The sequence below is a fragment of the Streptomyces sp. NPDC093071 genome (assembly GCF_044754545.1).
Classification (GTDB): Bacteria; Actinomycetota; Actinomycetes; order Streptomycetales; family Streptomycetaceae; genus Streptomyces.
On the sequence record NZ_JBIVPH010000009.1, the window covers coordinates 169,498 to 188,986 of the forward strand.

At 73.7% G+C, this 19,489-nt stretch carries 19 protein-coding genes; 7 read left to right on the top strand and 12 right to left on the bottom strand.

Annotated features, from left to right (window positions below; all coding sequences use genetic code 11):
• Window positions 1–105: 105 nt before the first annotated feature.
• From ACIQD7_RS27695 to ACIQD7_RS27725, 7 genes are all read right to left on the bottom strand, one after another.
• Window positions 106–1,791, bottom strand: a complete 1,686-nt coding sequence (locus ACIQD7_RS27695) for an ABC transporter ATP-binding protein (RefSeq protein ID WP_402445088.1) — start codon at window positions 1,789–1,791, stop codon at window positions 106–108.
• Window positions 1,788–2,777 carry an ABC transporter permease gene (locus tag ACIQD7_RS27700; protein WP_121833094.1) on the bottom strand — a complete coding sequence of 330 codons (990 nt, stop codon included), beginning with the start codon at window positions 2,775–2,777 and terminating at the stop codon, window positions 1,788–1,790. The genes ACIQD7_RS27695 and ACIQD7_RS27700 overlap by 4 nt, the downstream gene beginning before the upstream one ends.
• The gene (locus ACIQD7_RS27705) at window positions 2,774–3,751 is read right to left on the bottom strand and encodes an ABC transporter permease (protein ID WP_402445091.1); all 978 of its coding nucleotides are present in this window, start codon (window positions 3,749–3,751) and stop codon (window positions 2,774–2,776) included. Before ACIQD7_RS27705 ends, ACIQD7_RS27700 begins: the two co-directional genes overlap by 4 nt.
• A complete protein-coding gene (locus tag ACIQD7_RS27710; RefSeq protein WP_399757400.1) occupies window positions 3,748–5,478 on the bottom strand; it encodes an ABC transporter substrate-binding protein in 1,731 nt (576 codons plus the stop codon). Before ACIQD7_RS27710 ends, ACIQD7_RS27705 begins: the two co-directional genes overlap by 4 nt.
• A gap of 199 nt (window positions 5,479–5,677) precedes the next feature.
• Window positions 5,678–5,821, bottom strand: a complete 144-nt coding sequence (locus ACIQD7_RS27715) for an Ms4533A family Cys-rich leader peptide (protein WP_373682823.1) — start codon at window positions 5,819–5,821, stop codon at window positions 5,678–5,680.
• Between the two features lie 64 nt (window positions 5,822–5,885).
• Window positions 5,886–7,454 carry a DUF3152 domain-containing protein gene (locus ACIQD7_RS27720; protein ID WP_402445093.1) on the bottom strand — a complete coding sequence of 523 codons (1,569 nt, stop codon included), beginning with the start codon at window positions 7,452–7,454 and terminating at the stop codon, window positions 5,886–5,888.
• Window positions 7,455–7,462: 8 nt separating this feature from the next.
• A complete protein-coding gene (locus tag ACIQD7_RS27725) occupies window positions 7,463–8,428 on the bottom strand; it encodes an alpha/beta fold hydrolase (RefSeq protein WP_402445095.1) in 966 nt (321 codons plus the stop codon).
• A 139-nt stretch (window positions 8,429–8,567) separates the two neighbouring features.
• Between ACIQD7_RS27725 and ACIQD7_RS27730 the strand changes: the two genes are divergently transcribed.
• The 4 genes from ACIQD7_RS27730 to ACIQD7_RS27745 all read left to right on the top strand — a co-directional run bounded on the left by ACIQD7_RS27730 (window position 8,568) and on the right by ACIQD7_RS27745 (window position 10,468).
• A complete protein-coding gene (locus tag ACIQD7_RS27730) occupies window positions 8,568–8,783 on the top strand; it encodes a hypothetical protein (protein ID WP_402445097.1) in 216 nt (71 codons plus the stop codon).
• A gap of 197 nt (window positions 8,784–8,980) precedes the next feature.
• Window positions 8,981–9,640 carry a TetR/AcrR family transcriptional regulator gene (locus ACIQD7_RS27735; RefSeq protein WP_121833099.1) on the top strand — a complete coding sequence of 220 codons (660 nt, stop codon included), beginning with the start codon at window positions 8,981–8,983 and terminating at the stop codon, window positions 9,638–9,640.
• A 160-nt stretch (window positions 9,641–9,800) separates the two neighbouring features.
• Entirely contained in the window at window positions 9,801–10,028 is a 228-nt protein-coding gene (locus ACIQD7_RS27740; protein ID WP_121833100.1) for a DUF3107 domain-containing protein, read from the top strand.
• A gap of 170 nt (window positions 10,029–10,198) precedes the next feature.
• Window positions 10,199–10,468 (top strand): hypothetical protein, encoded by a 270-nt coding sequence (locus ACIQD7_RS27745; RefSeq protein WP_121833101.1) that lies wholly within the window; start codon window positions 10,199–10,201, stop codon window positions 10,466–10,468.
• A gap of 111 nt (window positions 10,469–10,579) precedes the next feature.
• Here ACIQD7_RS27745 and ACIQD7_RS27750 read toward each other — a convergent pair whose 3' ends face one another.
• On the bottom strand, window positions 10,580–11,302 hold the full coding sequence (locus tag ACIQD7_RS27750; protein ID WP_121833102.1) for a ferritin-like fold-containing protein: 723 nt from the start codon (window positions 11,300–11,302) through the stop codon (window positions 10,580–10,582).
• Between the two features lie 486 nt (window positions 11,303–11,788).
• Between ACIQD7_RS27750 and ACIQD7_RS27755 the strand changes: the two genes are divergently transcribed.
• Both ACIQD7_RS27755 and ACIQD7_RS27760 read left to right on the top strand, forming a co-directional pair.
• On the top strand, window positions 11,789–14,455 hold the full coding sequence (locus ACIQD7_RS27755) for a DEAD/DEAH box helicase (RefSeq protein ID WP_402445198.1): 2,667 nt from the start codon (window positions 11,789–11,791) through the stop codon (window positions 14,453–14,455).
• 107 nt (window positions 14,456–14,562) lie between these two features.
• Window positions 14,563–15,450, top strand: coding sequence for an alpha/beta fold hydrolase (locus ACIQD7_RS27760; protein ID WP_121832717.1), 888 nt, complete (start codon window positions 14,563–14,565; stop codon window positions 15,448–15,450).
• Here the strand turns inward: ACIQD7_RS27760 and ACIQD7_RS27765 are convergent.
• Entirely contained in the window at window positions 15,434–16,363 is a 930-nt protein-coding gene (locus ACIQD7_RS27765; RefSeq protein ID WP_402445101.1) for an NYN domain-containing protein, read from the bottom strand. The genes ACIQD7_RS27760 and ACIQD7_RS27765 overlap by 17 nt on opposite strands.
• 175 nt (window positions 16,364–16,538) lie before the next feature.
• Here ACIQD7_RS27765 and ACIQD7_RS27770 point away from each other — a divergent pair, with 175 nt between their 5' ends.
• Entirely contained in the window at window positions 16,539–16,691 is a 153-nt protein-coding gene (locus ACIQD7_RS27770) for a hypothetical protein (protein WP_104860408.1), read from the top strand.
• A 99-nt stretch (window positions 16,692–16,790) separates the two neighbouring features.
• Here ACIQD7_RS27770 and ACIQD7_RS27775 read toward each other — a convergent pair whose 3' ends face one another.
• The 3 genes from ACIQD7_RS27775 to ACIQD7_RS27785 form a co-directional block, all read right to left on the bottom strand.
• Window positions 16,791–17,396, bottom strand: a complete 606-nt coding sequence (locus tag ACIQD7_RS27775; protein ID WP_121832719.1) for a MarC family protein — start codon at window positions 17,394–17,396, stop codon at window positions 16,791–16,793.
• 233 nt (window positions 17,397–17,629) lie between these two features.
• Complete coding sequence (locus ACIQD7_RS27780) at window positions 17,630–18,496, bottom strand: PHP domain-containing protein (protein WP_402445102.1); 867 nt, start codon at window positions 18,494–18,496, stop codon at window positions 17,630–17,632.
• A gap of 310 nt (window positions 18,497–18,806) precedes the next feature.
• The gene (locus ACIQD7_RS27785; protein ID WP_121832721.1) at window positions 18,807–19,445 is read right to left on the bottom strand and encodes a DUF6758 family protein; all 639 of its coding nucleotides are present in this window, start codon (window positions 19,443–19,445) and stop codon (window positions 18,807–18,809) included.
• Window positions 19,446–19,489 lie beyond the last annotated feature (44 nt).

The window sequence follows — 19,489 nt, forward strand, 5'->3', positions numbered from 1 at the left end:
CCGCCCGCCCCCCCCCCCCCCCCACCACCGGAAGGGGTGAATGCTCGTAACTTTCCCACCCCGGTCGCGTTCTGTCGCGGTAAGCGGCAGGACGGTCACGGAGGGTCAGGCGACGGCCAGCTCCTGGTCCCTTTCCCGGAGCCGTTCCCGGCGTTCCTCCCGGCGTGCCGCCGCGAGGACCGGGTCGAGGGAGGGGACGGCGGCGAGCAGCTGCCGGGTGTAGGGGTCCCGGGGCGCCCCGTACACCTCCTCGACCGTGCCCTGTTCGACGATCCGGCCGTCGCGCATGACGGCGACCCGGTCGCTGACCTGCCGGACGACGGCGAGGTCGTGGGCGATGAAGACGAGGCCGAGGCCGAGTTCGGCCTGGAGCTCGGCGAGCAGCGCGGTCACCTGGGCCTGGGTGGTGACGTCGAGCGCGGAGACGGGTTCGTCGCAGACGACGATCCGGGGTTCGGCGGCGAGCGCGCGGGCGATGCCGACGCGCTGGCGCTGGCCGCCGCTGAACTCGTGCGGATAGGCCTCGTACCGGTCGGGGTCGAGCCCCACCCGGTCGAGCAGCTCCCGCACCCGGTCCCGGATCCGCCGCTCGTCGCGCTCCCCCGCCGTCCGCAGCGGGTCGGCGATCGACTCGCCGACGGAGCGGCGCGGGTTGAGGGAGGCGACGGGGTCCTGGAAGACCATCTGGAGTTCGCGGCGGTACGGGCGCAGCTCCCGCTCCGACAGGGCGCCGATCTCCGCGCCCCCGTACCGGAGCCGCCCGCCGGTGGGGTCGAGGAGCCGCACCAGCATCCGGCCGAGGGTGGTCTTGCCGCTGCCGGACTCCCCGACGACGCCGAGGGTCTCGCCCGCGCGGACGGTGAGGGAGACGTCGTCGACGGCGGTCACGGTCCGCTTGCCGCGCCCGAACTCCCGCCGCAGGCCGACCGCTTCGAGCAGCACCTCGCCCTCCGGGGAAGCCTTCTCCGGCGGTGTCCCGACCGGTCCGTCGAGCCGGGGCACGGCGGAGAGCAGCGTGCGCGTGTACGGCTCCGAGGGCGCGCCGAGGAGGGCGCCGACCGGGCCGCGTTCGACCTCGCGTCCGTCGCGCATGACGAGCACCTCGTCGACGCTCTCGGCGGCCACGCCCACGTCGTGGGTGACGAGGAGCAGCGCGGTGCCGGTCTCGCGCCGCAGCTCGTGCAGCAGGTCGAGGATCTGGGCCTGGACGGTGACGTCGAGGGCGGTGGTCGGTTCGTCGGCGACGAGGAGCCGGGGCTCGCAGGCGAGGGCCATCGCGATGAGGGCGCGCTGCCTCATGCCGCCGCTGAACTCGTGCGGGCGGGAGCGGGAGCGGCGGGCCGCGTCGGGGATGCCGACCCGGTCGAGGACCTCGACGGCCCGGGCGCGGGCGGCCTTCCGCGAGCCCCCGGCGTGGATCCGGTAGACCTCGGCGATCTGGTCGCCGACGGCGTAGTAGGGGTCGAGGGAGGACAGCGGGTCCTGGAAGACCATGGCGGCGATTCCGCCGCGCAGCCGCCGCAGGTCGGCGGGGCCGGCGGTGGCGACGTCGACGCCGCCGACGCGCACGGTGCCGGTGACCCGCGCGCCGGTGCCCCGGTGGAGGCCGAGGAGAGCGCCGGCGACGGTGGACTTGCCGCTGCCGGACTCTCCGACGAGGGCGAGCGCGCGGCCCTCGGCGAGGGTGAGGGAGAGCCCGTCGACGGCCCGTACGGGGTCGCCGTCGCGGGCGAACGAGACCGACAGGTCCCGTACGTCGACCAGGGGGGCCGGAGTCTCGGACGCGGTCACGTCAGGACCACCCTTCGGTCGGCGGCCGCGTACAGCAGGTCCGCGACGACGTTGGCGAGGACGACGGCCGTGCCCATCACCATGACCACGCCGACGACCACGGGCAGGTCGATCTGGCGCACGCCGTCGATGAGGGTCTTGCCGAGGCCGGGGATGCCGAAGAGGGATTCGGTGAGGACGGCCCCGCCGAACATCGAGCCGAGGTCGACGGCGCTGATCGCGATCACCGGCGGGACGGCGCCGCGCAGGGCGTGCCGGGTGACGACGGACCGCTCCCCCACCCCGTAGGCGCGGAAGGTGCGGATGTGGTCCTCGGCGAGCGTCTCCAGGGTGGAACTGCGGGTGAGCCGGGCGTACTTGGCGGATTCGAAGAAGCCGAGGGTGATCCAGGGCAGCAGCATGTTCCAGGCCCACTGCTCGGGGTCCTCGCCCAGCGGCACGTAGCTGGGGAAGGGCAGCCACTGGAGGTAGGCGCAGACGGCCATGAGGAGGAGCAGGCCCAGGATGAAGACGGGCGTGCCGGTGCCGGCGAGGGTGAGGACGGTCAGGACGCGCTCGGTGATCCCGCCCCGGCGCAGGGCCGAGAGCAGTCCGGTGCCGACGCCGACGAGCAGCCAGACGACCATGGCGCCGAGGGCCAGGGAGGCGGTCGCGGGCAGGCGCTCCAGGACGAGCTGGGTGACCTGTTGGTCGCTCTGGTACGAGAGGCCGAGGCAGGGCGCGTCGCAGTGCACGACGGAGGTGCCGGTGGAGTAGTCGCGGCCGGTGAAGACGCCCTGGAGGAAGTGCAGGTACTGGGCGAACACGCTCTGGTTCAGGCCGAGTTGCTCGCGGACCTGGGCGATCTGCTGGGGGTTGCAGCGCTCGCCGCAGGCCAGCCGGGCGGGGTCGCCGGGGGCCAGGTAGAAGAGGCCGTACACGAGGACCGAGAGCGCCAGGAGGACGAGCGCGGCACCCGCGAGCCGCTTGAGGACGAAGCGGGTCATCGGGAGGACTCCTTACGGGTGCCCACGCGCAGCCGGCTCGCCTCGCGCGGGTCGAGGGCCGTGCGGACCGCGTCGCCGAGGACGGTGAAGGCGAGCACGGTGGTGAAGAGCAGTCCGGCGGGCAGCAGGACGTACGCCGGGTCGGCGCGGAACCAGGTCTGCGCGGTCGACAGCATCTGTCCCCAGGACGGGGTGGGCGGGGTGACGCCGACGCCGAGGAAGGAGAGGGACGCCTCGACGACGATGTTGGTGGGGACGAGGATCGCCGCGTAGGTGATGACGGGGGCGGCGAGGGCGGGCAGCAGCTCCCGGCGGGCGGTCCGCCACCGGCCGGAGCCGGCGAGGCGGGAGGCGGCGACGAAGTCGAGGCTCTTGAGGGTGAGCGTCTGGGCGCGCACGATCCGGGAGGTGCCGGCCCAGCCGAGGAACCCGATGACGAGGATCAGGAGCAGCGGCCGGGGGAAGTCGCGGGGGACGACGGCGGTCAGCGCGATGGCGAGGACCAGCATCGGCAGGGCGACGAGGACGTCGGTGGCGCGGCCGAGGACGGTGTCGACCCAGCGGTTGCCGAGCCCGGCGGCGAGGCCGACGAGGACGCCGATGAGGATCTGGACGACGGTGGCGCCGATGCCGACGAGCAGCGAGATCCGGGCGCCGTACAGGAGCCGGACGAACAGGTCGCGGCCGGTGCCCGGTTCGACGCCGAGCCAGTGGTCGGCGCTCGCGCCGCCGAAGGAGCCGTACGGGACGCCGCCGCGCGCCGAGTCGACGAGGTCGTCGTGGTACGCGTACGCGTCCTGGCCCTCCAGGGCGGCGAGCAGCGGCGCGGCGAGGGCGAGGAGGACGAGCAGGAGCAGGACGGCGAGGGAGGCGAGGGCGGCCGGGCGGGTGCGCAGCCGTCGCCACACCTGCCGGGCGGCGCCCGTGGCGGGGATGCCCGCCACGGGCGCCGACGTGTCGGTCAAAGTGGTCACTTGACCGCGACCTGCGAGACGTCGAGGACGCCGGTCCAGTCGCTGATGACGACGTTCTTGACGTCCTTGCCGACGAGCCGCTTGTAGACCGGGTGGAAGAGGGGCACGTCGAGGGCCTGCTCGCCGATCTTCTTGTCGAGGGCGCCCCAGCGCGCGGCGGCGGCCTTGAGGTCGGTCAGCTTGTTGATCTCGTCGATCTCCTTGTTGACCGCCGGGTCGTCGAGCTGCGCGTGGTTGTAGTTGGAGCCGTTGGTGACGATCTGGCGCCCGTCGAAGATCGGCGCGAGGAACGGGCCGCCGGCCGGCCAGTCGGCGCCCCAGCGGGAGAGGAAGAAGCCGGGCGCGTCCTTGACGCTCCAGCGCTTCTCGTTGAAGGAGTTGGGCTCCTGGCCGTCGAGCTTGACGGTGATGCCGGCCTTGCCGAGGGCCTCCTGGACGGCGGTGGCGATCTCGGGGCTGGTGGTGCGGTTCTGGGCGGTGGAGTGCAGCAGGGTGACCGTGAGCCCGTTGGGGAAGCCGGCCTCCTTGAGCAGCTCCTTCGCCTTCTCCGGGTTGCCCGTCTTGCCGGCCGGGAAGTGGTCGTACGGCGTGAAGCCGAAGGCCTTCTGCTCGGGCAGGAAGGTGGTGGCGGGCTCGGCGAGCGCGGAGCCGCCGGCGGCGTTGACGACGCTGGTGCGGTTGACCGCGTACGAGATGGCCTGGCGGACCTTCGGGTTGTCGAAGGGCTTCACCTTCGGGTTGAAGGCGATGTAGTTGGTGAAGCCGAAGTGGCCGGTGCCGACGCGGGCGGCGAGCGCCTTGTCCGAGCCGATCTGGGCGAGTTCGGCGGGGCCCAGGTTGGTGTCGGTGGTGACGGCGGCGGCGTCGGCGCCGGAGGAGGTGGCGAGGCGCTGGTTGATGACGGCCTCGTCGAGCCCGGACCGGACGTCGATCTTGTCCGGGTAGGCCTTGCGCTCCTCGTCGGTCTTGGGGTCCCAGTGCTCGTTGCGCTCCAGGACGAGGCGCTCGCCGTCGTTCTCGTTGCTCACGACCTTGTACGGGCCGGAGGAGACGGGGTGCTCCTCGTACTTCGCGCCCTTGTCCTTGGCCTTGGGGACGGGGGCGAACTGCGTCTGGGTGGCGACGAAGGGGAACTCGCCCTCGGGCTTCCGCAGCTTGAAGACGATGGTCTTCGGGTCGGGGGTGACGATGGACGCAAGGCCCTTGGGGTCCTTGTAGGGGCCCTGGTAGGTGTCGCCGCCGACCAGCCAGTCGCGCAGGTAGGGCGCGCCGCCGGAGAGCTCGGCGGCGAAGGAGCGCTCGATGCCGTACTTGACGTCGGCGCTGGTGATGGGCGTGCCGTCTTCGAACTTCAGCCCGTCCTTGAGGGTGTACGTCCACTCGGTGGCGTCCTTGTTGGGGCGGCCGATGTCGGTGGCCAGGTCGGGGACGACCTGGGTGCCGGCGGCGCCCGCCTCGCGGTTGCGGGTGGTGAGCGTGCGGAAGACGAGCGAGGGGACGTTGCCGCCGCCGGAGGTGTAGAGGCGGGCGGGGTCGAAGTCGGTCTGCGCCTCGGCGTTGAGGACGGTGAGCGTGCCGCCCTTCTGCGGGGCGGAGGAGCCCTTGCCGGAGGTGCCGCTCTCGGTGCCGGCGTCCTCGGGTCCCGCGCAGGCGGCGGCGCCCGAGGCCAGGACGACACTGACGGCGGCCGCTGCCACGCGGCGGGAAATGACGGACGGTTGACGCATCGGAGAAGACCTCTCGGAGAACTGCGGCGGAAGGAAGGGGAATTCCTCGCGGGCAGCGGCGAGAGACGGTGTTTTCAGGGAATTGCCGAGCATTCCTGACACACGGAGGAGCCGCGCCCACGGGGACGGGAACCCGGGCGCGGAAAGGCATCGGCCGGTGCGGGAAAGACGAGGGGGCCGACGTGCGCTCGGGCGGTGGTCAGCGACAGAGAACGTCGGACACGGCATGTCCGGACACGCCGATGAGCGCCAGCTCGATGGCGGCGCACTCGGAAACGGCGTGACGGGGCGACATGCCGAGAAATATGGACGAACACGCGAGCGATGTCAACGCGGTTCGCATTGCTTTTGAGACAAGCGTCTCGGCATACGATCGGCCACGGGGTGTCCGCTGACCGGACGCGACCTCAACTCCCGGGATTCACCCAGGGGTTGGGACGGCAGCGGACGCCGTCGATGTTCAGGGACTTCGTCTGCTGCTGCATCACGGGGGCGAGCGCGCCGGGAGTGCGGCAGGTCACGTGGTTGTGCCCGAGCCGGTGGCCGACCTCGTGGTTGATGAGCATCTGGCGGTAGGCGTGCATGGCCTTGGGGCCGAAGGTGCTGGAGCCCCGCGCCCAGCGGAACGCGTTGATCATCACGCGCTCGGTGGAGGCGGAGTCGCAGGAGACGTTGTCGATCGTCGTGTCGAGTCCGGACTTCCGGCACCAGTCGCCGGTGGTGCCGGGACTGGCGAGCGTGATGACGAACTCCGGCTCCCCGCTGGAGATCCGCTCGAACGTCATCGCGCCGTCGCCGGCCCAGCTGCGCGGGTCGTTGAGGGTCTTCTGCACGGCGTCGGCGAAGAGCTTCGGGTCGAGCCCGATGCCCTTCTCGACGTCGACCCGGTAGCGGATGAGCCGTCCCTTGCCGGGCGCCTTCTGGAAACCCTGGACGGCCTCGAAGGCCCCGGACCCCTTCAGCTCGGGATCGATGGGGAACTGATGGGTCATCAGCTGCTCGTACGTGAGGACCACGGGCTTCCGGGGCACGGGGCGCGTCGGGGTGATCCGGTCGTCGGAGCGGGAGGCGGAGGACTCGTCCACGGCCCGCTCGGCCGCTTCCCCGGCGGCCCGGGGAGCCGCCGTGGGCTCCTCCTGGCCGGTGACCTGTCCGGCGACGACGACGGCGAGGACGGTCGCGACGGCGGCGGCCGCGACCCCGGCGAGGGTGCGGCCGAGCCCGCCCCGGCCGGCCGGGACCTCGGCTTCGGGCTCGTCCTCGTGCCGGGGCCCGGGGACGAACGGCCCCTGCTCGTCGGCCCGTTCGGGATCGACGGGCAGGGTCCGCCCGCGCCGGCCGCCGTAGGGCACGGGCCGCGCACCCCCCTCGTCGTGCTGCGGATGCCCACCCCGCACGGCGGCCGCCCGGTGGACGGGGATGCCGTGGGCGGGGGTGCCGGGGGTGCCGTGCGCGGGGGTGTCGGAGACGGACGCGGGGGCGGGGGCGGCCGGGGCGGGGGCACCGTGACGCGGGACCCGGCGGCCAGGGGGCCCTTGCGGAGGGCCGCCGTGGGCGGGAATCCCGTGGACCGGGATGCCATGGGCCGGGGTGCCGTGGACCGGAGTGCCGTGCGCGGGGGTGCCGTGCGCGGGTGTCCCGTACACCGGGGTCCCGTGGGCGGGCGTCCCGTACATCGGAGTGCCGTGGGCCGGTGTCCCGTACGCCGGGGAGCCCTGGCCGGGAGCGCCGTACGGCGGTTTCCCCTGGGGCGGTTTTCCGTACGGCGGCGTCCCGCGCGGCGGTGTGCCCGTCGGGTCCCGGCCGTCGTCGGCCGCGGTCGCGCTCCTGCGGCGGCGGCCCGTGCCGGGGGCCGGTCCGGACGCGGCCGGTTCCGGTCCGGTCCGTTGCTGTCCGGTCCGTTGCTGTCCGGCGGCCGGCGGCCGGCCGGTGTCGGCCGGTGAGGGCGCGGCGCCCTTGCGACTGTGTCGTCCCACGCCCCGGATCAGCTCCCGCCGTGATCGGCGATCAGTTCCCGGGCGGCCTGGGCGACCGTCTCGGGGTACTCCATCATCGCCACGTGCCCCGCGTCGGGCAGGGTGAGCAGCCGCGAGCCGCCGAAGGCGGCGGCCGCCCTCCGGGCCATCCGGAACGAGACGAGCCGGTCGCGCCCGCCGTAGACCAGCAGCGTCGGGGCGAGGACCCGCTCGGCCTGCCGCCACAGTCCGTGCTGCCCGCCGAGGGTGTACGCGTCGACGATGCCGCGCGAGGAGCGGGCCATCGCGTCCCAGAAGTACGGGAGCTCCAGGCGCCGCTCCATCTCCTCGACCGCGTGCAGGAAGCCCTCGTCGGTCACCCGGCCGGGGTCTCCGTAACAGAGCGCCATGACCCCGCGGACCCGCTGCTCGGCCGTCCAGTCCCGGGTGAGCCGCGCGAAGAAGGAGGAGACGCCGGGCAGCGCGAGGAGCGCGGTGGGCCAGGCGGTGCGCTGGGCGCGCAGCTCGGGCAGGGCCGGCGAGACCAGGGTGAGGGTGCGGACCAGGTCGGGCCGGACGGCGGCGACGCGGGTGGCGACGGCGCCGCCCAGCGAGTTGCCGAAGAGGTGGACCGGTCCGCGCCCCTCGGAGTCGAGGAGCCGGATGACGGCGCGGGCGTGGCCGGTGACCGAGTAGTCGCCGTCCTCGGGCGGCGGGGAGACGCCGAAGCCGGGGAGGTCGACGGCCTCGCCGTCCACGACGTCCGCGAGCAGCGGCATCAGGGCGGACCAGTTCTGCGAGGAGCCGCCGAGGCCGTGGACGTACAGCGCGGGCGGCAGTCCGGGCCGGGTGCCCGGCCGGGAGCGGACGGTCAGGCTGAGGCCGGGCAGGGCGACGGAGCGGAGCTCCTCGCCGTCGGCGACCCGTACGGCGCGGGTCCGCGACGCGGGTGGTGCGGCGGCGGTCCGGGTTTCCGGCAGCTCGGTCGAGGACATGGCCGCAATATTACGAGACGATCACGCGCCCCCGCGTGTGGGTGCGGTCACAAGTCCGTGTGCGGCGGGGCGCGTGTACTCCTACGCTCGAAGGGAAGCCGTCGGGGAGGGGCCTCGACCCCGTACCGGAGGGAGCCGCATGACCGTCGATCCGACCGAGCCGGACACGTTCGCCGAGGAGGAGGCCGTCGAGCTGGACGAGGAGACGCCGGAGGCCGACGCCGCCGAGCAGCACGCCGAGCTCCGGCCGCGCGAGGACGAGCCGCTGACCCACGTGGAACGCGAGTCGGCGAACGAGGCCGACGCGTCCGAGCAGGCGCGCGTCATCGCCCTCGACGAGGACGACTACCGCTGAACGCCCGGAGGAACGCGGGGGCGGCGGCCGCCGGACCGCGCTTCCCGCCGATTCGTTCGGTTCAATCTTGAATCGGCTGTCGACCCCGGTGTCCGGTCCGTGAAATTCTGCGTCCGCACCGCGCACAGCCGGGTTACCCAAAAGTACGATGGCGGCGCGTCGCTACAGCGCGCATGGATCGAATCTTTGGAGGCCGCGTGAGCGCCATCGAGCAGACAGAGGCAGCACGCCCTCGGGGCACGCGCCTGCCGCGACGTGCCCGACGGAACCAGCTGCTCGGCGCGGCCCAGGAGGTCTTCGTCGCCCAGGGGTACCACTCCGCCGCCATGGACGACATCGCCGAGCGGGCGGGCGTCAGCAAGCCGGTGCTCTACCAGCACTTCCCGGGGAAGCTGGAGCTCTACCTGGCCCTGCTCGACCAGCACTGCGAGTCCCTCCTCCTGGCGGTGCGCACCGCCCTGGCCTCCACCACGGACAACAAGCTCCGGGTCGCGGCGACCATGGACGCGTACTTCGCCTACGTCGAGGACGAGGGCGGCGCCTTCCGGCTGGTCTTCGAGTCCGATCTGACGAACGAGCCGGCCGTCCGCGAGCGCGTGGACCGGGTCAGCCTCCAGTGCGCCGAGGCGATCTCGCAGGTGATCGCCGAGGACACCGGCCTGTCCAAGGACGAGTCGATGCTGCTCGCCGTGGGCCTCGGCGGCGTCTCGCAGGTCGTCGCCCGCTACTGGCTGTCGAGCGAGTCCCCCATCCCGCGCGACAAGGCGGTGGGGCTGCTGACCTCGCTGGCCTGGCGCGGCATCGCGGGCTTCCCGCTCCACCCGGTCGACGGCCAGCCGGGCGCCGAGGGCCACTGACCCCGCGCCGCCGGTTCCCGTCCGGAGCGTGTTCACCCCCGGAACGTGTTCGCTCCTGGCGTGTGGCGACCGCGCCGTGCTCGTCCCCTCACCGGGCTAATGTGTGCAGCGTACGGCGCGGATGAATCGCGCAACGCTGACCGTTCGGAGGGACATAGCCGTGGAGGTCAAGATCGGCGTGCAGCACGCGCCCCGGGAGATCGTTCTGGAGAGCGGGCAGTCCGCCGAGGAGGTCGAGCGCGCGGTTGCCGACGCGCTGGCCGGCAAGGCGCAGCTGCTCAGCCTCACGGACGAGAAGGGCCGCAAGGTCCTCGTCCCGGCCGACAAGATCGCGTACGTGGAGCTCGGCGAGCCCGCCGTCCGCCGCGTGGGTTTCGGCGCGATCTGAGCCCAGGATCTGCGGAAAGGGCCCGGTGGACCGTCTTCGGTCCACCGGGCCCTTCGCGTACCCGTATGTCCACGTCGGGCGGTACGGGAGGATTGCGCGCCGAGCGCCACGGGTAGGTAGGACCTCGACCGCACCACCCGCCCCGCACCCCTCGCGAGGTGATCTCCCCGATGTACCTGGAAGTCCTCGGCTCCGCCCTGCTCGGTCTCGTTCTGGCCTGGGCCGCCCTGCACCGGCTGTCCGACCGTCTCCCCGGCCGGGGGCTCGTCCTCTCCGCCGGCGCGCTCGGCGGCGTGTTCGGCGCGTTCGTCACCCACGGGGCGCTCGGCCCCGGTCACTCCCTCGCGACCCTGGTGGGCGCGGTGGCGGTGGCGGCGGTCCTGCTCTCGCTCCTTGTCCGCCCGGCCTCGCGCCGACTGCGCCGATCAGCCACGGTCTGACGCCGCCGGCGTCTGGCGCCGCCACCCTCCTCCGTACGCCTTCTTCTTCCGTACGTGCTTCTCGGTACGTCCTCTTCCGTACGTCTTCCGTACGTCCTCTTCGGGACGTCCTCAGGCGGCGAGTCCCAGCGCGGCCATGCGCTTGGTGTGCGCCTCGGTGATCCGGGAGAACATCCGGCCGACCTCCGCGAGGTCGAAGCCGTCCGCGACGCCGCCGACCAGCATCGTGGAGAGCGCGTCCCGCTCGGCGACCACGCGCTGGGCCTGGGAGAGCGCCTCGCCCATCAGCCGGCGCGCCCAGAGCGCGAGCCGGCCGCCGACGCGCGGGTCGGCGTCGATCGCGGCGCGCACCTTCTCCACGGCGAAGTTGCCGTGGCCGGTGTCGTCGAGCACGGAGAGCACGAGCGCGCGGGTGTCGGAGTCGAGCCGGGCCGCGACCTCCCGGTAGAAGTCGCTGGCGATCGAGTCGCCCACGTACGCCTTGACCAGGCCCTCCAGCCAGTCCGAGGGCGCGGTCTGGCGGTGGAAGTCGTCGAGCGCCTTCGCGAAGGGCTCCATGGCCGCCGTCGGCTCCGCCTCGACGGTCGCGAGGCGGTCCCGGAGCTGCTCGAAGTGGTGGAACTCGGCCGAGGCCATCTTCGCCAGCTCCGCCTTGTCCGCGAGGGTCGGCGCCAGCTTGGCGTCCTCGGCGAGCCGCTCGAAGGCCGCCAGCTCTCCGTAGGCGAGGGCGCCGAGGAGGTCGATCACGGCGGCGCGGTACTGCGGCTCGGCGGAAGCCGTCGCCCAGTCCTTGGCGGCGATCCCGGTGGGTGTGGCGTTGTCAGGCGTCTCCATGGAGCGCACAATAGCCCGCCCGCGCGGCCCGGTAAGGCCCTGGTCAGTCAGTGTGACCGTGCCCTCATCACGTTTTCTCCCGACACACCTGCGTGATTCCGGGGTACAGTGGTAAGGCGCCTGCTGATTATGCGGACATGCTTTCGCACGTTCGGACGTATCCGGTGGGCCGACTCATGAATGAGGATGCCCGGTCGGTGGCCCGATCGGCTCCGGCCCGACAGCCCTTCCGGCGGACCCGCGGAGGGGTCACCCTCAGCGGTACGACGCTCGAGCGACGGCAGTGGTCCCGTGCCACCCGGCAGCGGTCTTCCCGATCGCGCCGACAGCGATCCGGCACGGTACGACCCCCTTCGTTCGCCTCGCGCCGCGTCTCACAGAAGAGGCAGCACCCTGACTACGACTTTCCGAGAGCTCGGAATCCTTTCCGAGACGGCCGAGGCCCTCGAGGCCGTCGGCATCGTGAACCCCTTTCCCATCCAGGAGATGACCCTCCCGGTCGCCCTCACCGGCACCGACGTCATCGGCCAGGCCAAGACCGGCACGGGCAAGACCCTCGGCTTCGGCCTGCCGATCCTGGAGCGCGTGACGGTCCCCATGGACGTCGAGGCCGGCCGGGCCAAGCCCGAGCAGCTGACCGACGCCCCGCAGGCGCTCGTCGTCGTGCCCACCCGCGAGCTGTGCACGCAGGTCACCAACGACCTGCTGACCGCCGGCAAGGTGCGCAACGTGCGCGTGCTCGCCATCTACGGCGGCCGCGCGTACGAGCCGCAGGTCGAGGCGCTGCAGAAGGGCGTCGACGTCGTCGTCGGCACCCCCGGCCGCCTGCTCGACCTGGCCGGCCAGCGCAAGCTCGACCTCTCCCACGTCAAGGTCCTCGTCCTGGACGAGGCCGACGAGATGCTCGACCTGGGCTTCCTGCCCGACGTCGAGAAGATCATGAACATGCTTCCGGCGAAGCGCCAGACCATGCTGTTCTCGGCCACCATGCCGGGCGCGGTCATCGGTCTCGCCCGCCGCTACATGTCGCAGCCGACGCACATCCGCGCCACCTCGCCCGACGGCGAGGGCGTCACCGTCGCCAACATCAAGCAGCACGTCTACCGCGCGCACTCGATGGACAAGCCGGAGATGGTCTCCCGCATCCTGCAGGCCAACGGCCGCGGGCTCGCGATGATCTTCTGCCGTACGAAGCGCACGGCGGCCGACATCGCCGAGCAGCTGGAGCGCCGCGGCTTCGCCTCCGGCGCCGTCCACGGCGACCTCGGCCAGGGCGCCCGCGAGCAGGCGCTGCGCGCCTTCCGCAACGGCAAGGTCGACGTGCTCGTCTGCACCGACGTCGCCGCGCGCGGCATCGACGTCGAGGGCGTCACCCACGTCATCAACTACCAGTCGCCGGAGGACGAGAAGACGTTCCTCCACCGTGTGGGCCGCACCGGCCGCGCGGGCGCCAAGGGCACCGCGGTGACCCTGGTCGACTGGGACGACATCCCGCGCTGGCAGCTGATCAACAAGGCGCTCGGCCTGGACTTCCACGACCCGGTCGAGACGTACTCCAGCTCCCCGCACCTGTACGAGGAGCTGGACATCCCGGCGGGCACCAAGGGCATCCTGCCCCGCGCCGAGCGGACCCGCGCGGGTCTGGGCGCGGAGGAGCTGGAGGACCTGGGCGAGCCCGGCGGACGCCGTGGCCGCGGCCCGAAGGCGGCCGAGCGGACCGAGGAGCGCCCCGAGCGCACCCGGACCCCGCGCCAGCGCCGGCGCACCCGTGGCGGCGACAGCGTCGACGCCCCGGCTCCGTCGGAGCAGACCCGGCAGGCCGAGCAGACCCGGCAGGCCGGACCGGCGGGTGACGAGGCCCGGACCGAGTCCGGTCCGCGCACGCCGCGCCGCCGCCGTCGCACCCGGGTCGGCGTCCAGGGCTCCGTGCCGGTCGCGCAGACGGCCCAGGCCGCTCCGGTCGCCGTCGCCGAGGCGCCGAAGACCGAGACCCCGGCCCCGGTCGTCACCGAGGCCCCGAAGACCGAAGCGCCGAAGGTCGAGGCCGCGAAGGCCGAAGCTCCGAAGACCGAGGAGCGGAAGGCCGAGGCCGCGAAGACCGAGGAGCCGAAGGCCCCCCGTCGTCGCGCCCGCGCCGCACGCCCGGAGGCCGCCCAGGCCGCTCCGGCGGTCCGCACTCCCGCGGCCCCCGCCGTCCAGGAGCCGGCTCCGGCCGTGCGCCGCCGCCGCGCCCGGGTCCGTCCGGTCGAGGACACCGTCTCCTTCCAGACGCCCGAGACCGCCGCGGCCGCCCTGCGGGCGCAGACCGCCGTCGAGGCCCCGAAGACCGGGGCCCCGGCCCCGGTCGTCACCGAGGCCCCCCGGGCCGAGGAGCCGAAGAGGGCCCCGCGCCGCCGTGCGGCCGGCAAGGCCGTCGCGGAGCCGGTCGCCGAGGCCCCCCGGGCCGTCGAGACCGTCGCCGCCCCGGTGGCGGAGCCCGTCGCCGTCGTGACCGAGGCCCCGGCCGAGGTCCCGGCTCCGCGCCGTCGCCGTACCGCCCGGAGGCCCGCCGGTTCGCCGGTGACCGCCGAGGCCCCGGCCGCCGAGCCGGTGGCCGAGCCGGTCGCGGCCCCGGTCGTCGAGGAGGCGCCCGCCCCGCGCCGCCGCCGCGCGGCCACCCGGGCCGCCGGTTCCCCGGCGTCCGCCGAGGCCGCCGCGATCATCGTCGTACCGGCCGTGACGCCGGCGCCGGTGGCCGAGGAGGCTCCCGAGCCCGCCCCGCGCCGCCGCACCGCGAAGAAGGCGGCGGCCGAGGCCCCGGCCGTCGAGACGGTCGTCGAGGAGGCCCCCAAGAAGGCCGCCCCGCGCCGCCGCACCACCAAGAAGGCGGTGGCCGAGGCCGCCGTCGCCGAGGCCGCTCCGGCGACCGAGGCCCCGGCCGCCGAGGAGGCCCCGAAGGCTCCCCGTCGCCGGGCGGCCAAGAAGACGGTCGCCGCCGAGGCGCCCGACGCCTCCGAGCCGCAGGCGCCGAAGGCTCCGGCCCGTCGCCGTACGGTGAAGAAGGCCGTCGCGGAGCCGGCCGCCGAGGCCGCGGCCGTGGCCGAGGAGCCGAAGAAGGCGGCCCCGCGCCGCCGCACCACCAAGAAGGCGGCGGCGGCCCCGGCCGAGGGCTGAGCCCCGCCCCGTACCGCCGCGACGGCCCGGTCCCCCCTCCCGGGGGTCGGGCCGTCGCGGCGTCCCCGGGCCGCGCCGTCCCGCGCCCCGGGGATTACAGTCCCCGTATGAGTAAGCCCAGGTCCCTGGCCCTGCCGCCGCGCACCCGCGTCCGCCGTCTCGACACCGTGCGCGGGCCGTTCGCCGTGCTCGACGCGGAGCCGGACGGGGAGCGGCGGGGCACGGTGCTGCTGCTGCCCGGGTACACCGGCAGCAAGGAGGACTTCCTGGCCCTCCTCGGTCCGCTGACCGACGCCGGGTACCGGGCGGTGGCCGTGGACGGGCGCGGGCAGCACGACAGTCCGGGTCCCCGGGGCCGGGCCGCCTACCGCCGCCGGGCGCTCGCGCTCGACGCGGTGGCGCAGGCCGCCGCGCTCGGGGACGGCCCCGTGCACCTGGTGGGGCACTCGTTCGGCGGTCTGGTGGCGCGGGCGGCGGCGGCGGTCGCGCCGGACGCCTTCCGCTCCCTCACCCTGCTCTCCTCCGGCGTCGGGCGGGTCTCCCGGCCGCAGCGGGTCCGGGTGCGGGCGCTGCGGGCCGGGCTCGCGCTGCTGTCGAAGGACCGGGTGTGGCGGGCGATGTGCTGGCTGGACAGCCGGGGCGAGGAGCCGGACACCTCCGACGTGCCGGGGCTCGCGGACTTCCTGCTGCGGCGCTGGAACCGCACCCGGATCGCCCAGCTGAGGGGCGCCGGGCGGCTGCTGCTCGACCGCGAGGACGGTACGGAGGAGCTGCTCGCGCTGCGGACGCCGCTGCACTTCGCGTACGGGACGGACGAGATGGTCTGGTCGACGGCCGACCTCGCCGCGGCGGCGGCCCGCACCGGGGCGCACCACACGGTGGTGGCGGGCGCGGGCCACTCCCCCAACGTGTCGCACCCCGAGGAGCTGACGGCCCGTCTCCTCGGCTTCTGGGAGCGCGTGGCCGCCTCCCGGGAGGTCAGTACTGCGCCTTGAGGTGCTGCCAGAAGCCGTCCCGCAGGGAGCGCCGGAGCGCGGCGTGGCCGCGCAGGGAGCGGCTGAGCAGGCGCTCCGCCTCGACGAGCAGGTCCTGGTCGACCGATCCGGGCAGGTAGGGCGCGCCCGGCAGGAGCTCGGCGAGCCGGTCCCGGCCGCGCTCGGCGAGCCAGGTCGCCGCGATCTGGGCGCCGACGAAGCGCACCTCCTCGCGGGAGGGCGGCGGCTCGCCCTCGTTCTCGTACGTGGTGACGGGGCGGCGGGTGACGTACGGGCGGCAGAAGTCCAGGTCGAAGGTGCGCTGGCTGTCGATCTCCCAGAGGAGGGCCTCGGCCTGGTTGCGGCCCTCGGCGGCCTCGATGCCCCAGAGGTGGACGCGGGCGCCGTAGCCCTGGGCGGCCTCGACGGCCGAGACGAGGTCCTCGTCGCCGCCGACGAGGGCGGCGTCGCTGATGGCGCGGTGGCGGGCGAGGGACTCCAGGTCCGTGCGGATGAGGAAGTCGACGCCCTTCTGCTGGTTGTTGGCGTTGAGGTTGCCGAGGCGGACCTTGACGTCGGGGAGTTCGGCGATGGCCTGCTGCTCGGGGGTGTGGATGCGGCGGCGGGCGCCGTCGTACCAGTAGACGCGGAGCAGCCTGCTGTCCGCGAAGATCGTGCGGGCCTTGTCGATGAAGGCCTCGATGAGCCCTTCCGCGTCGAGGTCGAAGGAGCGCCGGTCCTCGGTGCCGACGACCAGCAACCCGGCCGCAGCATGGACGTAACCCGCGTCGACGAAGATGGCGTGGGTGGAAGGGGTCTTGGCGACCTCGGCCAGCATCCGCCGGAGGAGCTCGTTGGTGTGCTCCAGGCGTGCGTCGAGTGCGCGGAGGCGGGTGTCGGTCTCGGTCACCTGTGGGGTGTCTGCGTCGTTCATACGCGGCTCATTGTCCGCCGCCGTCCGGCCGGCCGCCACACCCTCTTACTCGTCAGTATTTAGTCATCCGAAAATTTTCCTTAGCGTAAGGAATGTTTGCAGGGTGCACGTCGTTGTACAGGCATGTAACGCAGTTCTCCACCAGGAGGATCAACTCAGACGAAGGGAGAAGCCCATGCGCTTCGAAATCCTGCGACTCGACGACGTCGACGGCACGCCCGTCGACCGGACGGTCGTGGACGCCGCCTCCGTCAACCGGATCGTGCAGCAGGCCGCCTCGATCGGCCAGCGCATCTGGATCCGCCCCGCCGAGACCTCGGCCTCGTAACAGGTCGGGTCCACCCCACGCACCGCGCCCCCGCACGGACTTCGCGACAGCGGAATCCGTACGGGGGCGCAGTGGTGTCCGGGGCCGCCCGGGGACGGGTCAGGAGCCCCGGATCACCTGGGTGACGCCGTTGATGATCTGCTGCACCGCGATGGCGGAGAGCATCATGCCGGCGAGCCGGGTCACCAGGACGACGCCGCCGTCCTTGATGATCCGGATGATCACCAGCGAGTACCGCATGGTCAGCCAGAGGACGACGTGCATGGCGGCGATGGCGGCCCAGACGGAGATCTGGGCGGCCGCGCCGTCGGCGTGCTGCACGGCGAGGATGACCGAGACGATCGCGCCGGGCCCGGCGAGCAGCGGCATCCCGAGCGGGACCAGGGCGACGTTGACGTCCTTGGTCTGCTTGGGCTCGTCGGTCTTGCCGGTGAGCAGGTCGAGCGCGATGAGCAGCAGGAGCAGTCCGCCCGCGATCATCAGCGCGGGGACGGAGACGTGCAGGTACGCCAGGATCTGCTGGCCCAGGATGCCGAAGACGGTGATGACGCCGAAGGCGACGGCGACGGCCTGCCAGGCCATCCGGCGCTGCACCTTGGCCGGGCGGCCGGAGGTCAGGGCGAGGAAGATCGGGGTGATCCCGGGGGGATCCATGATGACGAAGAGGGTCAGGAACAGCGAGCCGAAGACGGCGACGTCGAACACGGTGGGGTGCCTTGGGGGAGAGGTGGAACGGTGGGGTGTCGCCCGCGAGCAGCGGAATGCGGGATTCCGGCAGCGGGGCAGGGGGTGTGCCGCCCCGCGCGCGGCACGCGGCCGTGCGGGGGTGGACCGGGAAGGGGGAGGCCTGTGGACGCGCGCGGACGTGCCGTCCGGCCGGGGCCGGACGGACGGGCGGGTTCCGTGGAGGTACGGCCCCGGACGGCGGGGCCGGAGGCCTAGGCGGTGACGGGTCCCCCGGCGCCGGGGACCGGGAAGGCCCCCGCCGCGCGGCGGGTGATCTCGCCGTAGATCTCGGGGTCGGTGGTGTACTCGCCGAGGCGGCAGGTCTTGCGGCTGCCGTGGTAGTCGCTGGAGCCGGTGGTCAGCAGACCGAGCTCCTTCGCGAGCCCGCGCAGCCGCGCCCGCGTCGCCTCGTCGTGGTCCATGTGGTCGACCTCGATGCCGTCGAGACCGGCCTCGGCGAGCCGGGCGATCGCGGCCTCCGGGAGGACCTGGCCGCGCTTGACGGCGAGGGGGTGCGCGAAGACGGTGACGCCGCCGGCCGCCTTGACGAGGCGGATCGCCTCGACCGGGTCCAGCTCGTGCTTGCCGACGTGCGCCCGGCCGCCGTCGGCGAGCCACTCGGGCGTGAAGGCGCCGGACACGTCGGGGACGACCCCGAGTTCGACGAGCGCCTCGGCGACGTGCGGGCGGCCCACGGAACCGTCACCGGCGATCCGGGCGACCTGCTCCCAGGTGACGGGGACGCCGAGGTCCCGGAGCTTGCCGACCATGGCGCGGGCGCGGGGCACGCGGTCGTCGCGGACGAGCTCGCGCTCGGCGAGGAGCGCGGGCTCCTCCGGGTCGAAGAGGTACGCGAGCATGTGCAGGCCGATCCCGTCGACCCGGCAGGACAGCTCGGCCCCGGTGACCAGGGTCAGCCCCTCGGGCAGCGCGGCGATCGCCTCGGCGTGGCCGCGGGTGGTGTCGTGGTCCGTGAGGGCGACGACGTCGAGCCCGGCGGCGGCCGCGTTCCGCACGAGTTCGGCCGGGGAGTCCGTGCCGTCGGAGGCCGTGGAGTGGGTGTGCAGATCGATGCGCACGACGCGGTACTCCGGGGGCTCGGGACGGACGAGGGACGCTCCAGCATAACGGGCGAATCGAACACGACCGCACGGAAGGAACGCCCCGGCCCCGGGGCCTCCTGGGGCGTGCCCTAGGGCCTGTCCGGCGGATCAGGGTCGGGTAGGCCGCGGCGTCTGGTGCATGGGGCCTCCCCGGGCCCGCAGGGCCCAGGGGAAGCATCGCAAGGCGCCGGAGCGGTTCGATGGCGGAGCTGTCGGGCCGTTTCGGCAACGCGGCGAGGTGCCGTGCCAGGCGTCGCGGCTTCGGCCATGATCCGCCGGACAGGCCCTAGCCCAGCAGCCTCGGCGTGAGTGCCCCGCACGGCAGGAGTTCGACCTCGGCGCCGGCGTCGCGCAGGTCCGTGAGGACCAGTTCGTCGTACATCAGGAGGCCGGACTGCTCGGGCCAGACGATCGCCCACAGCCAGAGGCCGCGCGCCTCGCCCGCGAAGACCGCGCGGTCGTGCGGGGCGCCGCTGACGTGCCAGAGGGGGGTGGGGCGGCCGGCGGCGAGGACCTTCGTCTGGGGCGGCTTCTCGATGGCCATGCCGGCGGCGGGGTCGAGGCCGTCGATGCCGGCGTAGCGGGCGCCGAGGCCGACGCCGAGCTCCTCGGCGACCAGGAGCAGCTCCCCGATGCCGCCGAGCGGGCCGGGGCCCGAGCAGGCGACGGCGGTCGCGCGGCCGCCGCTGCGGTCGTCGCCCGCGTAGGCGACTCCGGTGAAGAGCCAGCCGACGGGCAGGGGCCACGGCATCCACACGGGCACCTGGGAGCGGTGCGCCACGACGCCGAGGGCCTCGACGCTGGGCGGGACGACGGGCTGGAGCGGGTGCACCGAGCCGTGCGCGTCACACTGCCAGGAGTCGGCGAAGAGACCGGGCGCTCTGACCCGGCCACCGCACTTCGGGCAACTGGGTTCGCCCCTCATAGGGCTCAACGGTCCTACCCCTTCCGTCCCGCGTCAAGGACGAC

Bases quoted from the DNA above. Each gene is read 5' to 3' on its own strand.
- ACIQD7_RS27765 (WP_402445101.1), bottom strand. From the start codon at position 16,363: ATGAACGACGCAGACACCCCACAGGTGACCGAGACCGACACCCGCCTC.
- ACIQD7_RS27700 (WP_121833094.1), bottom strand. From the start codon at position 2,777: ATGACCCGCTTCGTCCTCAAGCGGCTCGCGGGTGCCGCGCTCGTCCTC.
- ACIQD7_RS27770 (WP_104860408.1), top strand. From the start codon at position 16,539: ATGCGCTTCGAAATCCTGCGACTCGACGACGTCGACGGCACGCCCGTC.
- ACIQD7_RS27785 (WP_121832721.1), bottom strand. From the start codon at position 19,445: ATGAGGGGCGAACCCAGTTGCCCGAAGTGCGGTGGCCGGGTCAGAGCG.
- ACIQD7_RS27755 (WP_402445198.1), top strand. From the start codon at position 11,789: ATGACCCTCCCGGTCGCCCTCACCGGCACCGACGTCATCGGCCAGGCC.
- ACIQD7_RS27725 (WP_402445095.1), bottom strand. From the start codon at position 8,428: ATGTCCTCGACCGAGCTGCCGGAAACCCGGACCGCCGCCGCACCACCC.
- ACIQD7_RS27730 (WP_402445097.1), top strand. From the start codon at position 8,568: ATGACCGTCGATCCGACCGAGCCGGACACGTTCGCCGAGGAGGAGGCC.
- ACIQD7_RS27750 (WP_121833102.1), bottom strand. From the start codon at position 11,302: ATGGAGACGCCTGACAACGCCACACCCACCGGGATCGCCGCCAAGGAC.
- ACIQD7_RS27710 (WP_399757400.1), bottom strand. From the start codon at position 5,478: ATGCGTCAACCGTCCGTCATTTCCCGCCGCGTGGCAGCGGCCGCCGTC.
- ACIQD7_RS27715 (WP_373682823.1), bottom strand. From the start codon at position 5,821: ATGCGAACCGCGTTGACATCGCTCGCGTGTTCGTCCATATTTCTCGGC.
- ACIQD7_RS27745 (WP_121833101.1), top strand. From the start codon at position 10,199: ATGTACCTGGAAGTCCTCGGCTCCGCCCTGCTCGGTCTCGTTCTGGCC.
- ACIQD7_RS27760 (WP_121832717.1), top strand. From the start codon at position 14,563: ATGAGTAAGCCCAGGTCCCTGGCCCTGCCGCCGCGCACCCGCGTCCGC.